13 protein-coding genes are annotated in these 14,802 nt (G+C 41.8%); 3 read left to right on the top strand and 10 right to left on the bottom strand.

Annotated elements, in window-relative coordinates:
• Nucleotides 1–26: 26 nt before the first annotated feature.
• The gene (locus tag G399_RS0118745; protein WP_006014565.1) at nucleotides 27–1,676 is read right to left on the bottom strand and encodes a glycerol-3-phosphate dehydrogenase/oxidase; all 1,650 of its coding nucleotides are present in this window, start codon (nucleotides 1,674–1,676) and stop codon (nucleotides 27–29) included.
• Nucleotides 1,677–2,001: 325 nt separating this feature from the next.
• Between G399_RS0118745 and glpK the strand changes: the two genes are divergently transcribed.
• Complete coding sequence (gene glpK / locus G399_RS0118750) at nucleotides 2,002–3,492, top strand: glycerol kinase GlpK (protein WP_006014569.1); 1,491 nt, start codon at nucleotides 2,002–2,004, stop codon at nucleotides 3,490–3,492.
• Here glpK and G399_RS0118755 read toward each other — a convergent pair.
• Both G399_RS0118755 and G399_RS0118760 read right to left on the bottom strand, forming a co-directional pair.
• Nucleotides 3,489–4,481: a FecCD family ABC transporter permease gene (locus tag G399_RS0118755; protein ID WP_006014572.1), complete on the bottom strand. Its 993-nt coding sequence runs from the start codon at nucleotides 4,479–4,481 to the stop codon at nucleotides 3,489–3,491. The genes glpK and G399_RS0118755 overlap by 4 nt on opposite strands.
• An 8-nt stretch (nucleotides 4,482–4,489) precedes the next feature.
• The gene (locus G399_RS0118760; RefSeq protein WP_026843885.1) at nucleotides 4,490–4,951 is read right to left on the bottom strand and encodes a low molecular weight protein-tyrosine-phosphatase; all 462 of its coding nucleotides are present in this window, start codon (nucleotides 4,949–4,951) and stop codon (nucleotides 4,490–4,492) included.
• A 130-nt stretch (nucleotides 4,952–5,081) separates the two neighbouring features.
• Here G399_RS0118760 and pepE point away from each other — a divergent pair, with 130 nt between their 5' ends.
• On the top strand, nucleotides 5,082–5,786 hold the full coding sequence (gene pepE / locus G399_RS0118765) for a dipeptidase PepE (RefSeq protein WP_006014578.1): 705 nt from the start codon (nucleotides 5,082–5,084) through the stop codon (nucleotides 5,784–5,786).
• On the opposite strand, the gene bioD is transcribed toward pepE, so the two are convergent.
• The 4 genes from bioD to bioB are packed head-to-tail and all read right to left on the bottom strand — an operon-like array spanning nucleotide 5,787 to nucleotide 9,962.
• Nucleotides 5,787–6,536 carry a dethiobiotin synthase gene (gene bioD, locus G399_RS0118770; RefSeq protein ID WP_006014583.1) on the bottom strand — a complete coding sequence of 250 codons (750 nt, stop codon included), beginning with the start codon at nucleotides 6,534–6,536 and terminating at the stop codon, nucleotides 5,787–5,789.
• Nucleotides 6,537–6,538: 2 nt separating this feature from the next.
• Nucleotides 6,539–7,540 carry a methyltransferase domain-containing protein gene (locus G399_RS0118775; protein ID WP_006014585.1) on the bottom strand — a complete coding sequence of 334 codons (1,002 nt, stop codon included), beginning with the start codon at nucleotides 7,538–7,540 and terminating at the stop codon, nucleotides 6,539–6,541.
• On the bottom strand, nucleotides 7,537–8,793 hold the full coding sequence (locus tag G399_RS0118780; protein ID WP_006014587.1) for an aminotransferase class I/II-fold pyridoxal phosphate-dependent enzyme: 1,257 nt from the start codon (nucleotides 8,791–8,793) through the stop codon (nucleotides 7,537–7,539). The genes G399_RS0118775 and G399_RS0118780 overlap by 4 nt, the downstream gene beginning before the upstream one ends.
• Entirely contained in the window at nucleotides 8,793–9,962 is a 1,170-nt protein-coding gene (gene bioB / locus G399_RS0118785) for a biotin synthase BioB (protein ID WP_006014590.1), read from the bottom strand. Before bioB ends, G399_RS0118780 begins: the two co-directional genes overlap by 1 nt.
• 140 nt (nucleotides 9,963–10,102) lie before the next feature.
• Here bioB and bioA point away from each other — a divergent pair, with 140 nt between their 5' ends.
• Complete coding sequence (bioA, locus tag G399_RS0118790) at nucleotides 10,103–11,383, top strand: adenosylmethionine--8-amino-7-oxononanoate transaminase (protein ID WP_006014593.1); 1,281 nt, start codon at nucleotides 10,103–10,105, stop codon at nucleotides 11,381–11,383.
• On the opposite strand, the gene G399_RS0118795 is transcribed toward bioA, so the two are convergent.
• Genes G399_RS0118795 through G399_RS0118805 form a run of 3 tightly spaced genes read right to left on the bottom strand, consistent with a single transcriptional unit; the run spans nucleotide 11,380 to nucleotide 14,776 of the window.
• Entirely contained in the window at nucleotides 11,380–12,765 is a 1,386-nt protein-coding gene (locus tag G399_RS0118795; RefSeq protein WP_006014595.1) for a sigma 54-interacting transcriptional regulator, read from the bottom strand. The genes bioA and G399_RS0118795 overlap by 4 nt on opposite strands.
• The gene (locus G399_RS0118800) at nucleotides 12,762–13,352 is read right to left on the bottom strand and encodes a hypothetical protein (RefSeq protein WP_006014598.1); all 591 of its coding nucleotides are present in this window, start codon (nucleotides 13,350–13,352) and stop codon (nucleotides 12,762–12,764) included. The genes G399_RS0118795 and G399_RS0118800 overlap by 4 nt, the downstream gene beginning before the upstream one ends.
• Complete coding sequence (locus G399_RS0118805; RefSeq protein WP_226989014.1) at nucleotides 13,349–14,776, bottom strand: sensor histidine kinase; 1,428 nt, start codon at nucleotides 14,774–14,776, stop codon at nucleotides 13,349–13,351. The genes G399_RS0118800 and G399_RS0118805 overlap by 4 nt, the downstream gene beginning before the upstream one ends.
• Nucleotides 14,777–14,802 lie beyond the last annotated feature (26 nt).

A 14,802-nucleotide genomic window follows, 5' to 3' on the forward strand; every position in this document is an offset into this window, starting at 1 on the left:
CTGTAAAGCAAGCCAATATAAGTCTCCTAAGATACTACTTTTGGCTGAGCCACCGGTGCATCGGGGTAATCTTTGAGTACTTCATCAACGTATTCTTTACGCTTTTGTTCAGCTTGATCACCAAACAAGATTTGGCAGGCCTCGATAATTCCCGGCGTATTGATAATTTCTGTCTTTCTTAACACCATTTCAATTTTAGAACGTCGACGCAGGAAGTCTTCCAGATTTGTGATCATTTCTCTTCTTGCCGCATAATGTACTTCCGCACGTAAATATTCTGCGTTTCGCATCAATTGCTCGGCTTGGGCTGGGTCACGTTGAATTTCATCTAGAATTTGCAACGCATAAATGTCATAACGACGCCACAGTCTCACCGTCAGTTTTTCTGAACTATAGCTTGGCGTCATATCGTCTAGACCAATCAAGCCCGCTCTATATTCAAATTCTGTTTTAATCGCATTTGAAGACTCGCCATACCAAATAGCATCTTTATTCGGCAATACAATACCTAAATCTTGCACAAGGTCAGCAATCTCTTCCCCTACATTAATACAGTCGGTCAGTTTGCCGCCAAAAATACTTACATACTTGTCTTCTTTATTAACGTCTACAGCGTGTTTGCGAGATAACTGAACCCAGTCAGCCTTGCCCCCTGCATCCTTTACAGCAAGTGGGCGTACGCCACAACGTTCAGAAATAATATCACCTCTAGTTAATGGCTTGGGTAAATCTAAAAGCGCATTTACGTTATCAAGAATAAAGTCGCGGTCCTCTTCAGTGACAGATGTCATCGGATTTTTTACTTGATTGTCAGTGGTGCCAATACAGGTTTTCTGACCCATGGGAATAACAAAAAACAAACGCCCGTCAGAAGCAAAAAAGGCTAACACTTTGTCTACTTTAGTGAGCTTATTGACAATTAAATGCACGCCCTTGGAAAACAAATGGCTGTGCTCAGTAACTTGCTTGGTGTCGTCATTGTAGTTGTCCACCATCGGGCCACAGGCATTAATAATTGCTTTGGATTGAATGGTAAATGTTTTACCGGATTGCTCATCTATCGCTTTTGTGTGCCAAATACCCTCTATTTTCTGGCTTCCGTGTGCACCGACATAATTGGTTACAACGGCCCCGTTATCCATTGAACTGCGCACAAAGTTAAAAACGAATCGAGCGTCATTATCATGCAAGAACGCGTCTGAATATTCAAAACCGCCTTGTGCATTTGATATATCGATGGCAGGTTCAGTTTGTTTTATCTTTTTTGAGGACATAAAGGTCGGCATTTGGGTGAAGAACCGTCCCATCAACCAATACAGGCAAGTACCAATAAAAACAAACCAGGCAGGAAAACGAAAACCTTTTTGTAATGTGGTTAAAAAACGAATTTCTTGAACCGTTGAAGGATAACTACGCATCAAATGATTGCGGCTTTTACATAATTTATTAACCAGAAAATACTCATGATTCTCTAAATATTTAATACCACCCCAAGCAAGATTAGACGAATTAGAAGAAGTGTGACCAGCAAAATCGCCTTTATCAATCATCGCTACGCTTGCACCCTTTCTTGATAAAGAAGCCGCTGACACAGCACCATTGATACCCGCGCCCAATACAAGCACATCGAATATCTCAGCCGACAGCTTGGTTATATTGGTTTCTCTCAAAATCATAGTTCTACCCCCTTAGCGATTACCATTTTTACACCTCGCCATGATAAACTATTCAATCAAATATGATATATATGATTTATTATTATTTAGAAGCTTGTTAAGATTATGTTTTGTTCACCTACTTTTAATAAAAGAGCCGTGTTGTAGAGCGCGTATCACATTTAGTTTTGACTACTGTTAACGGCGTTCTTAAGCAAATATAATATCCAAATTAACTATTTAAATAAAGTATTAACAACGCAATCAATTTGCAAGGCCATTAAAAACTGCTTAATCTAATACAAAGATTTACTTACGTAATATCATACAATAAAGGCGGAACAACATGTCTAAAACATCAGGTATTCTTTCAATAGACCAAGGAACAACATCAACCAGGGCTATCGTGTTTGCATTGGACGGTACTAAAATAGCTGTTGCTCAAAAAGAATTCACGCAGTTTTATCCCAACAATGGTTGGGTTGAACATGATCCTGAAGAGATATGGAAAACCACTGTTGAAACATGTAAATCGGTATTGCATGAAGCACAGCAAAAAGGCGTTAACGTAGCTGGTATCGGTATTACTAATCAGCGCGAAACAACCGTAATTTGGAACAGAGACACCGGCAAACCGATTTACAACGCGATTGTTTGGCAAGACGGCCGCACCTCTGCTTTTTGCAATAGTATAAAAAAACATGAAGATAACGTCTCCTCCAAAACAGGTTTATTGCTGGACCCCTACTTTTCAGCGTCAAAAATAAAATGGTTATTAGATGAAATAGAAGGTGCAAGACAACTTGCAAACGCGGGCAAACTGGCGTTTGGTACTATTGACTCCTTTTTAATTTGGCGCTTAACCGGCGGCGTTAATCATGTAACTGATACAACAAATGCATCGCGTACTAATCTTTTCAATATTCATCGTTTATGTTGGGATGATGATTTGCTTAGCCTGTTTGATGTACCAGCATCTGTTTTGCCTAAAGTATTAGAATCCTCAGATGATTTTGGCCACACTGAAGCCAGCCTATTTGGACGCTCATTGCCAATTACTGGTGTTGCAGGTGACCAGCAAGCTGCATTATTCGGCCAGTGTTGTTTTGCCCAAGGAGATGTAAAATCGACTTATGGAACAGGTTGTTTTGCATTACTAAATACGGGTAATCAAGCACTTAAATCAAAACACAAGTTGCTAACAACCATTGGCTATAGCTTGAATGGTAAAACCACCTATGCATTGGAAGGTTCAATATTCACCGCAGGAGCGAATATTCAGTGGTTACGCGACGGTATAGGTGTCATTAACGACGCTAAAGAAAGCCAAGCCCTCGCTGAATCACTCAACTATGACCATGGCGTATTTTTAGTTCCCGGCTTTGCTGGATTAGGCGCTCCGCATTGGGATCCTGATGCTAGGGCTAGTCTGTATGGTATGACACGCGATACATCGCAAGCGCACTTCGCCCGCGCTGCCCTTGAAGCTGTGTGCTTTCAAACTTATGACTTGCAACAAGCAATGGAAAGTGACGGCATTGCTTCTTCTAAAGTATTGGTTGATGGCGGAATGGTAGCGAATGACTGGTTATGCCAATTTTTGTCGGACATATTGCAAGTTGAAATTGAACGTCCGCAAAATATGGAAACAACAGCAATCGGCGCAGCTTATTTAGCTGGCTTAAAACTCGGTTTATATAAAGATCTTACTGATATTGCTTCGCAAAAGAAAATCGAGAAACGCTTCACACCTAATATTGATGAAAGCGTGCGACAAAAATTATTAGGGCAGTGGCATAAAGCAGTGGAATGCACTCTCGCATTTAGTCGCGCTTAGTTGCGGTTAGCATTCGTCAGTATGCTAGGCTGCTTTAATAGGCTATAAATAAACAATGGGCCGCCTATGGTGGCGGTTAACATTGATACAGGTACAACCATATCAAAAAACCATTCATTGATTAATGCTGTGATTATAAGTAACGATGCACCCATTAATGCCGATACAGGTAAGACTATACGATTGTCATGGCCAACTAATTGTCTGACAAAATGCGGTATAAGTAGTCCTATAAAAGCAATACTGCCGGCAATAGAAACACTCGTTCCTACTAGTAATGCCGTTAGGATGAGTATTTTTCGTTCAAACTGGATCGGGTCAATACCTTTAAGTTGTGCCGATGCGCCACCAAGATATAAGCAATTAAGCTTTTTCCCCTGCATTATCAGTAACGCTGCTGAGATACAAATGATAGGCAAGGCGAAGGCAAGACTAACGAAGTTAGTATTGTGCAAACTACCCATTAACCAAAAGCTCAAGTTTTTAATTGACTGGGGAGGAGCATATATAAATAGCCAACCTATGATTGCACCCGCAATCGTCGAAATACCAATACCGGCTAAAATCACAGCACTAACTGATGCTTGCAGCTTTCGAGCTAATGCGTAAATGATAAAACTGCTCAACAAGGCACCGATAAAACAAGCAATGGGAAGCACGTAGTAAGCTACAGAATCAAAAACGCGGGGTAAAAAAGCAATACTTCCAGTCAGCAGTACGATCGCCGCCATTAAACTTGCGCCAGCACTAATGCCGATAATACCAGGGTCAGCTAACGGGTTTCTCAATAGAATTTGCAGTGCAGCGGAGCTAATTGAGATCGCGCTACCAACGCCAATAGCGGTTAGTAGCACCGGCAGCCGAATATTGATAAAAATATGTTGCTCAATATCCGACGTGAACCAAGCAAGCCCATCGGCGAAGACAAACAAGATGACAACGAGGGTAAATACGACGACGGATGAAACAATAGTTTTACGTTGACTCATTGAGGTTCTTATCGAGTCAAATGCGTCAATAAGCCATCTGATGCATCTTCAATCAAATCAAGAACGAGTTCAAAGCCTCGTTTGCCGCCGTGATAAGGATCAGGAACTTCATCAAATTCGGATTGTGTATAATCTAAAAATAACGCTATCTTGAAATGATATTCCTCAGGACATTTGCGCTTTAAATCTCTTACGTTAGCTTCGTCCATACCTAAAATTAAGTCAAAGTCGGTAAAGTCTTGCTCGTTTACTTTTCTGCACTTTAAACGAGACAGATCATAGCCTCTAGCACTAGCGACCTCTTGAGAACGCTTATCTGGAGCTGCCCCTTTGTGATAACCTGCCGTACCCGCTGAATCAACTTTAAAATCAAGGCCGACGTTCTTCGCTTTTAGAGTAAACACTCCCTCCGCCGTGGGTGAACGACAAATATTCCCTAAACATACGAAAAGTATTGCTGGCGACGACATCGATTACCTTTACCTTATTTTTAGGTCAACAGACCTTTGTTTCAAATAAAAACGAGAATACAAGTTTATAACAATTAACTCTCTTGTTAACATCAGTTTTTATATCAATTTAATAGGATAACAATTAAATATGCTTGATTTAGCTAAAGTACTGATGCTAAGCAGTTCCAGAAAGAACGATGAGCCATATCTATATCATGCTGAATCGATGATAAAACAACATTTAACCGGGATTACTGACGTCTTGTTTATCCCGTTTGCTGGCGTAACAGTGCCGTGGAATGATTACACTGCAAAAGTCCAAGAAGCCCTACCCGACTTCAACGTTAGCGGTATTCATCACCATACAAATGCACGCGACGCCATTGCAAGTGCACAAGCTGTGTTAGTCGGTGGCGGCAATACCTTCAATCTACTCAATGAATTATATAATCAAGATTTACTGCTGCCTATTCAGCAACGAGTTGTTAAGGGCATGCCTTACATTGGTTGGAGTGCGGGGTCAAACTTATGTGGTTTAAGTATCAAAACATCAAATGATATGCCAATCATTCAACCGCTAAGCTTCGATACTTTTGGTTTCATTGCGGCACAGATAAACCCGCATTACAGCGACTACGTTGCTCCTCATCACAATGGTGAAACACGAGACCAACGCATCACCGAATTCTGTACTTTATATCCTGAAGTTCCAGTTATCGGCATTCGTGAAGGAAGTGCATTGCTGCGTGAAGGTCAAAAACTAACGCTTATGGGTCAACTTGATGCTGTTGTATTTACTGGGACGCAGCGAAAAGTAGTGTCTGCAGGCAGCGACATGTCGGTTTATCTATAATTAGCCAAGAATATGCTTTAGCGTACTATGAGTAAATTCAATGCCTTGCTGAGCATGCTTAACTTCAGCAAGAAAAGGCGCGTCAAGAAGTGCATGTAGAGATGCGAGATTTTCAGCGTAACAATTCATATTTGGATCAATCTGATTTGCAACCCAACCGATGATATCGCAATTGTCGCGCTTAATTTGTTCAACCGTCAGCACTGCATGATTCAAACACCCTAGCTTCACCCCAACAACCAATATTACTGGCAACTTTGACTTAGCTACAAAGTCAGATAAGAATTCCACTTTTTTGTTGTCGTTTAATTGAGTACATTTACTATCATCTGAAGCGCTCGATAATGAAGATCTTAAGGGCGTTGATGGCAATGATGTGGGCAAGCGCCAACCACCTGCACCCTCTACCAGCAAAAAGTCTGCGTCCTCGTTTTGTAATGCTTTTAACGCACCCGCTACTCGCTGCATATCAATCTTGCCACCCATCTGAGCAGCAGCAATATGCGGTGCAATCGGCGGGGAAAAAGCAATCGGATTAACCATAGCATAGGGCACTTTATGACTCGCAGCATCCTGCAAATTTAGGGCATCTTTATTTCGTAAACCGTGTGGTGTTTGTTCACAGCCAGCTGCTATCGGTTTAAAACCGATAGTTTTAAAGCCTGCCGTGTTAATTGCATTCAGCAATAAAACGCTGACATAGGTTTTTCCTGCATCAGTATCAGTGCCGGTAATAAATACACTTTTCATGCTTAACTCTGTTTCTTTTGAATGGTTAGAAATAAAATCTGGTAGGTTAACGGCAAACCCCGATTACCCTCTCCTTTATCACCGGCGTTTCGTTGTTGATATTGCTCAGACAGACCGCACACCCGTCGTTGCATTTGTTTGTCGAGTTCAATCAATTCTTGTTTACTAATAGCTGTGGATACTGTTACTGGAGAGAGTTGTAATTGACTATTTTTGCCTATTTGCTTGCTGTTGTATTTTGTCGCCGCACCAATTAGCTTCAATGCCCTTAACATATCTAAACTGCTGGAATGCCATTCTGTAAAGCTACGCACCTGTTGTTGAATATTTATTTTCACATTTGAATTTTGATTAATTTGTTCAATCTGCAAATCTTGAGTTGCTTGTAGCCATTGCTGTTGACTAAAAAAATTATTTATTCTTGGCGTTATGCCAATGTTCTCCCATGCATCTCGAAGTTCATACAGTGAAGAATCAAGCATAATAGCCAGTTGCGCAGAACCGCTAGTTGATAACACCCGAGCAATTTCAGCAATCGCAAAACTAGGCGAGGAGCACCACTGCAATGCCATTGAGGAATGCAGGACATCAATGGATTGGGATTGCAGCGGCAAGCTATCAGCGTCACCACTGCAATACAGAATTGCGTTATTGGTGGCCGTCGTCATGTCAGTATTATTTATCTGGGCGACTTTCAACATGCCGTGAGAGATGTCGATTGCTAAACAATTATCTGACATTTTGGCAAGCAAGCTAGTATGTAAACCTGTGCCACAACCTAAATCCACTGAAAATTTACTGCGCCCAGCAATAACATGACTAAGTAACTCAAGATTCACTTCAGCAATTTGCTTCTGCACTTGTGCGTAATGGTCGTAGTTACCACAAGCGGCTGAAAAGTGCTCAGCAACATGTTTTTTATTTACTTCTTGAGCACGAACCTCTGCACTGTTAGTTTGCTCAACTTCAATACATTCAAGCACGTCATTTATTGCGCAATTCATTGCTTTGCATCATTGGGTCGAACCGTGTTATCACGCTCCACTGTTTTTAGCGGGCTCATCACGATACTCAATGCATCTACCAATGCTTGAATATCTTGGGTCTGATGAAGTGCGCTAAGCGTAACCCGTAGTCGATCAGAATGCTTAGGAACGGTTGGGCTTCTAATTGCACTGACCCAAATACCTAAGCTTTTTAGATGTTCGCTCAGTGCTACTGCTTTTACCGGATCACCAATAATGATGGGCTGAATAGGCCCATCAACAGGTAAAATAGGCAAACCCGCTTGAGTTGCTAGCTGTTTAAACACCGCAATATTTTGATGCAGTGCTTCACGCTCTATCCCCTTTCGCATTATTTGCAAGCTGGTTCTAGTTGCGCGTGCTTGTGCAGCAGGCATTGCGGTGCTGTAAACGTAATGTTTGGCGAAATTCAGCATATATTCGACAAGGTCATTTGAACCCGCGATAAATGCGCCTTGAGTACCAATTGCCTTACCAAAAGTACCCATTAATACATCGATTTTTGGTGCACTGCGGGTTAATTTGTGCGCCGATAGTGCGGAACTACCCATTCCATTTTCACCAACACAACCTATTGCGTGAGCATCATCAACCATTAACCATGCATTTGAATTTGTGTTATCTAAGATTGCTGCAATACCTGATATATCGCCCTTGTCACCATCCATGCTAAAAATACCTTCAGTGACAACTAATGTGTCCGTCTTCGGCGTTAACGTAGATTGCAGGTGCTGGAGGTCGTTATGTTTGAATCTTGAGAATACTGCCTTTTTTGGGCCATTGTTAAGCTGCATGGCGCTGTCTATGAATGATGCATGCATTAGTTTGTCCGCAACGATGCAGCGCGGCACTTGCGTGCTTAAATTAGCAGTTTGAAAAAGCGCCTGACATAAGGCCTGATTGGCCGCAAAACCGCTTGAAAATAGCAATGCATTATCAAACGGCGTGTGTTCGCAAATATCCTCTTCTAATAATCGATGTTCACGAGAGTATCCGGTGACTACAGAAGAGGCACTGCTGCTAGCACCGTATAGACTTAAGCCTTCAGCAAAGCTCTGCAACACGTCAGGATGTTGACTCAAGCCCAAATAGTCGTTGCTCGAAAAGTTAATATAATGCTTACCATCAACCTCAATAATACCTTGGGTATTATTGGCAACTTCAACCCGCTTTCTGAGCAATGAATCAGCCCTTCTTTGCGCCAACTCTCGCTTTAAAAAATCAAATGACATTAGCTAATCAACTGCTCAGTCTGCGTTTTAATTTTCTTGTCCATTGTTTTCTCGTCCATTGTTTTAGTTACAGCGCTGGGCTTATTTGTTTTATCACTTGCATCGACATATAGCGACGCATTTTGCTTTTGAGTTATTTCATCAGTTAATGCCGCTGCAAATGCTTCATCAGAATAGTCTTTAGTTTGCTTTGAATTAATTCCTAACTTATTAAACAACATCACATCTTCTTGGGTCTCTGGATTTGACGTTGTTAACAGTTTACATCCGTAAAAAATACTATTCGCGCCTCCCATAAAACACAAGGCCTGCATTTGTTCATTCATTGATTCGCGTCCAGCCGACAAGCGTACAAAAGACTGCGGCATCATAATGCGTGCAACCGCAATTGTGCGAATAAATTCAAATGGCTCTAAATCATCTACCGAGTCTAGGGGCGTGCCTTCTACTTTTACCAGCATATTAATGGGTACACTTTCTGGATGTTGCTCAAGATTCGCTAGTTGTACTAATAAACTAGAACGGTCGTCACCGGTTTCACCCATACCTACAATACCACCGGAACAAACATGCATGCCGGAACCGCGCACATTACCCAGTGTATCTAAACGGTCTTGATAAGTTCTGGTGGTAATAATGTCACCATAAAATTCAGGCGATGTGTCTAAGTTGTGGTTATAATAATCCAAACCTGCTTGTTTAAGCTCTATCGCTTGCTCGCGAGTTAACATCCCTAAAGTCATGCAGGTTTCTAGTCCCAGTTTTTTCACTTCCCGCACCATGCCTGTGACATAGGGCATATCACGCGCTTTTGGATTACGCCAAGCCGCACCCATACAAAAACGAGTGGAACCGGCTTCTTTGGCCTCTTTAGCACGCTCAATAACTTTATTTATTTCCATCAAGCGTTCTTTTTCAAGACCAGTGTCATAACGTGCACTTTGAGGACAATACGCGCAATCTTCAGGACAAGCACCTGTTTTAATCGATAATAATGTGCTCACTTGAACATAATTGGGATCAAAGTAAGCTCTGTGCACCAATTGTGCATGAAACAATAAATCGTTGAAGGGCAATGCATACAATGCATTTACTTCAGGGATAGTCCAATCATGTCTTGGTTCAAATTCAATGTTTTTTAGCGTAGTCGAGGTCGCAGAAGTGTTCATGAATACCTATTATCCTAGTTAGTCCCATCACGTTTTATCGTGCTTGTAGGGTTTACTATTCTTATTATGTCCACTAGTCTATGCGGACGGACAAAGTTGTCAACTTTACTAAATAAAAAAACTGTACTAAAGGCTAATAATTGAACAATACAGAATTTGACAAACGCCATATTTGGCACCCTTATACCTCAGCAATAAATCCCCTCCCGTGTTACGAAGTCGTTGGCGCCAGTGGTGTTGAGCTGATTTTAGTGGGTGGTGAAAAGTTAGTTGATGGCATGTCATCTTGGTGGGCAGCGGTTCATGGCTATAATCATCCGGCTCTTAATCAGGCTGCACATAAACAAATCGACGCTTTTGCACATGTAATGTTTGGTGGTCTCACCCATCAACCGGCAATCGATTTATGTCGTAAATTAATCGACATAACGCCCGACGGTTTAAACAGGGTGTTCTTAGCAGACTCAGGCTCTGTTGCGGTTGAAGTCGCAATTAAAATGGCCTTACAGTACTGGGCATGTCAAGGACGCTCACAAAAGGTCAAGCTTATCGCACCACGCAATGGTTATCATGGCGACACCTTTGCTGCGATGGCGGTGTGCGATCCAATTAACGGCATGCACAGCTTATTTCAAAAAAGCCTAGTTGAGCACTTTTTTGCTCCTGCGCCGCAAACCCAGTTCGATCAAACTTGGAACGCGGATGATGTGTTGCCGATGCGAGAAATCCTCGAACAGCACCATCATGACATAGCCGCCTTAATACTTGAACCAGTGGTGCAAGGTGCGGGCGGAATGCGCTTGTATCACCCTGAATATGTTAAAGCCTGTCGAAAGCTCTGTGATGAATTTAACGTCCTATTGATTTGCGATGAAATTGCCACGGGTTTCGGCAGAACGGGTAAATTATTCGCCTGTGAGCATGCGCAAATCAGTCCAGATATTATGTGTTTAGGCAAAGCACTAACCGGGGGCTACTTAACGATGGCGGCAACATTGTGCACTGACGAAGTTGCCGAAGGAACGTGTGTTGGTGACCCTGGCGTATTTATGCATGGACCAACTTATATGGGTAATGCACTGGCATGCGCCGTTGCCAATGCCAGTATTGATTTAATTCTCGAAGGTGCATGGCAGCAACAAATTCCTCGAATAGAAAAACAACTACTTGAAGAACTTGCGATCCTCAACGACTTCGAATCTGTCGCCGACGTCCGAGTGCTCGGCGCAATAGGCGTGGTAGAAATGAAACAGCAAGTAAATGTAGCTGACATCCAACAAATATTTGTAGAAAAAGGCGTATGGATACGACCGTTTGGTAAACTAATTTATATTATGCCACCGTATATTATTGAACCCGAGCAATTAAAAAAACTCACGTCTGCAATTCATTTTGCGATCCAGCGCTTATACCCAAATTAGTCTTTATTGCCGCGAAAATCAGCGGCATTTAAACCATGTTTTTTCAATAGTTTGTGCATGTCGGTACGATTGCGTCCTGCTAGGTCAGAGGCGCGCGTTACATTACCGTCGGCTAACTGCAGTAATCGGCACAAGTACTGATATTCAAAAGAATCTCTTGCTTGTGTCAATGTTGGCCAATTTTGAGACAATTCAGATAACGCCTGTTCCACAAGACTCAGGGGGATCACGGGGGTCTGTGTTAAAGCAACGCACTGCTCAACAACGTTTACTAACTGTCTTACGTTGCCCGGCCAATCGCTGGTTCCCAAACGGTTTAAGGCATCTGATGAGAATCGAGTGACCTTTACACCATGTCTTTCAGCGCTTTGTTTTAACAAATGATTGGTCAGCAGAGGAATATCCTCAAACCGCTCTTTGAGTGACGGTATACGTAAATTAACTACATTCAAACGGTAATATAAATCTTCTCTAAAACGGTCTTCTTCCATCTCAAGCTGCAAATCTTTATGCGTTGCTGAAATAATTCTGACATCAATATCAATATTAGTAGCGCTGCCTACGGGTCGAACAGTTCTCTCTTGTATCGCGCGCAGCAACTTGACTTGTAAAGACGTTGGCATATCGCCAATTTCATCTAAAAACAGCGTACCACCGTGTGCTTCCCGAAATAATCCGGTTGATGATTGCACTGCCCCCGTAAATGCCCCTTTGGTATGTCCAAACAGTTCAGATTCGAGTAAGTTTTCTGGCAACGCGCCACAATTTATTGCCACAAAAGGCTTATTTGCACGATCACTCGCGCGATGAATGGCTTTTGCTAGTAACTCTTTACCCGTTCCGCTAGCACCATTGATTAGCACACTCACGTTTTTACCTGCAATACGATGTGCTTGAAGCAATAACTTGGTCATTTCAGGTGCGCGAGTGACTATGTCCTTACACCAATCACCAATATCGCTGGTTGTATTTTTTTGTGTGGCTCGAGCCAATACTTTTCTTAGTTCGTCATGGTCTATGGGTTTTGTAAGAAATCCAAAGACCCCTTTTTGTGTTGCCGCTACGGCGTCTTTAATAGTGCCGTGGGCTGTCATTAACACAACTGGCAAATTAATATAACGGTGAATTATTTCGTCAAAAAAGCTCAAACCATCTAAACCGGGCATACGAATATCACTCAATACAACATCAAATGTATTATTGAACATCATGCGTAAGGCTTGGGTTGCATTATTTGATGGTGTCACATCATAACCCTCTCCTTGAAGTCGAATAGTTAATAGTCGCAGTAGGTTTTCGTCATCTTCAACTAGCAACAGTCGAGGTGTTTTTTTAGTTTGGCTAGCAGCCAAATCATTGGTCTTTGCTGGGCTTGTGATCATTTGCTAACACTCCTATTTTGATTCACCATGGAGGCCTCAATATCGAGCAATTGCTCAACCTGCTTGCGTTGCTTTTCTATCTCTTCATTTTTTTCTACTAGTTGAATTTCTTGAGCTGCAATCGTTTTCTCTTGACGTCCATTAACTTTGCTCAAAATAGTGATCGCCGACTCTAATTCTAATAACTGTTGGCTGGGTTGGAATATGAGAATATCCAAAACTTGTGTCATCGACTTGTCGGTCAGCATTTGCAACTCTTCAATCCATTTTTGTGCACGTAATCGGTTACGGTATGGGGTATCGTCGCCTTGGCTCAATAACACTTTTTCGATAAGTGATTTGGGGTCTAGTGGCAACGCTTCTATCATATCGCTCCTGATTGACCATGAAATAGTTGATACTAAGATCAATTTGTCCGACCAAGCGTCAAGCTCACAGTAAACACCAAAAAGAGCCATTGTTTCTGGATCGCTACAATATTTAGTCGACATTAAGCTAACCACTTCGCTTTGTTCGCTCTTCAGTGGCTTTAATACTCCACAACCGATGAGTGAAAACACAGCCAGTAAAACAAGCAATATTTTCATTGTGCATCATTCCTTGGTAATTTAATTCTGAAACACACTTCCGCGTAATCAACATCAACAATAGTCACTGTACCACCGAGTAATCGAGAGCAATCGGCAACAATAGACAAGCCTAATCCAGCACCAATAACTCTATCATTACGCATAAAGTCGCCTCGCTTAAAAGGTTCAAAGATGTCAGTGCGTGCCTCAGCCGAGATTGGATTACCGTGATTAGCAACATCAAGAAGGTAACTGTTAATATCAACTGTAATTGCAACATAAATCCTAGTTTGAAGTGCGCCATGCGCTATTGCATTTGAAATAAGATTGTCCAATATTCGCCTAAATAATTCTGCATCAGTGGGTATCGTCAGTGCGCCATCACTGACTTCAACCTCAACAATACAGCCAGATTGCTTTAAAGCTAAGCCATTTTGAGTTAAACATTCTTGAATAATATTTGCACTTTTAATATTTTCAATTGAAGGTTCGGCTTGTTGCAATAGGGCATTGTAGTCAAGTAGCTTTTCAATCAACAGATTTAATCTTGTGGTAGAAGCTTGGAGCAAAGTAACGACTTCTTTTTGCTGCACGCTTAATGGCCCTACCATTTCTTCTGCAAGCAATGCGCATCCTTCTTTGAAGCTAGCAAGTGGGGTTTTTAATTCATGCGATGCATGTCGCAATAGCGCCGTCCTTACTTTTTCAAGTTGTTGAATGCGTTGGTGTAGGGCAAATAAATCTTTTTCAACAGCAATTAATTCACGTGGTCCCGAAGACGATTTTGCTGGTAAATCATTTTGATTTTCAGCAATAGCACCAATAATGTCTTTTAGCTTATTCACCGGCTTAATAATTAATTTAGTGGCGAAAATAATAAGGGTCAACGAGAGAACGGTCAACACTGCAGTTGACCATGCCTGTTTTTGCTGCAATTTAGATAGGTAGTCTTGCTGTTTAGATACGCGCTCATTAACCGTATCACGCACGCCATCGCTCAATGTGCTAACGGCTATCCGAAACGACTGTAAATGCGCATCAAGCACTATTTTATCAGTCATTGAGCTATAATTTTCGAGTTGGATGAGCTGTCGATGCACGTGTCCGCATACATCCGCATCATTTAGTTGTTGGCAAAATGGCGTTAGCTGATCTTGAAATAAATTCAGAGAGTCGTCATTAAGTCGTTTAAGCGTGGCATTGGGGAGAACGAAGTGTTGTCGCAGCAGTCTTTCGATATCAAGAGCCATGTTTTCTAAGTTTCTGATAGTGCCCGCTGTTTTAACAAAAAACTGCGTCTCTGTTACCGTATTGTGATTTAGTTTGGCTAAGTCATTTTGACTTTGCCATAGCAGAGTAAACAGAGGAATGAGTGCAACAATGAAGCTACCAAATATGAGTTGTTTGAGAGAGCGTATTTGCACGTGACGAAATAATTTCAAGTGGATTTTTTTAAGCATTACATAGC

It is taken from the genome of Brumicola pallidula DSM 14239 = ACAM 615 (assembly GCF_000428905.1).
GTDB lineage: Bacteria > Pseudomonadota > Gammaproteobacteria > Enterobacterales > Alteromonadaceae > Glaciecola > Glaciecola pallidula.

Coding starts and splice junctions, on each gene's coding strand:
- G399_RS0118775 (WP_006014585.1), bottom strand. CDS start 7,540: ATGAATTGCGCAATAAATGACGTGCTTGAATGTATTGAAGTTGAGCAA.
- G399_RS0118745 (WP_006014565.1), bottom strand. CDS start 1,676: ATGATTTTGAGAGAAACCAATATAACCAAGCTGTCGGCTGAGATATTC.
- bioD (WP_006014583.1), bottom strand. CDS start 6,536: ATGAAAAGTGTATTTATTACCGGCACTGATACTGATGCAGGAAAAACC.
- G399_RS0118755 (WP_006014572.1), bottom strand. CDS start 4,481: ATGAGTCAACGTAAAACTATTGTTTCATCCGTCGTCGTATTTACCCTC.
- G399_RS0118800 (WP_006014598.1), bottom strand. CDS start 13,352: ATGAAAATATTGCTTGTTTTACTGGCTGTGTTTTCACTCATCGGTTGT.
- G399_RS0118780 (WP_006014587.1), bottom strand. CDS start 8,793: ATGTCATTTGATTTTTTAAAGCGAGAGTTGGCGCAAAGAAGGGCTGAT.
- glpK (WP_006014569.1), top strand. CDS start 2,002: ATGTCTAAAACATCAGGTATTCTTTCAATAGACCAAGGAACAACATCA.
- bioB (WP_006014590.1), bottom strand. CDS start 9,962: ATGAACACTTCTGCGACCTCGACTACGCTAAAAAACATTGAATTTGAA.
- G399_RS0118760 (WP_026843885.1), bottom strand. CDS start 4,951: ATGTCGTCGCCAGCAATACTTTTCGTATGTTTAGGGAATATTTGTCGT.
- G399_RS0118795 (WP_006014595.1), bottom strand. CDS start 12,765: ATGATCACAAGCCCAGCAAAGACCAATGATTTGGCTGCTAGCCAAACT.
- pepE (WP_006014578.1), top strand. CDS start 5,082: ATGCTTGATTTAGCTAAAGTACTGATGCTAAGCAGTTCCAGAAAGAAC.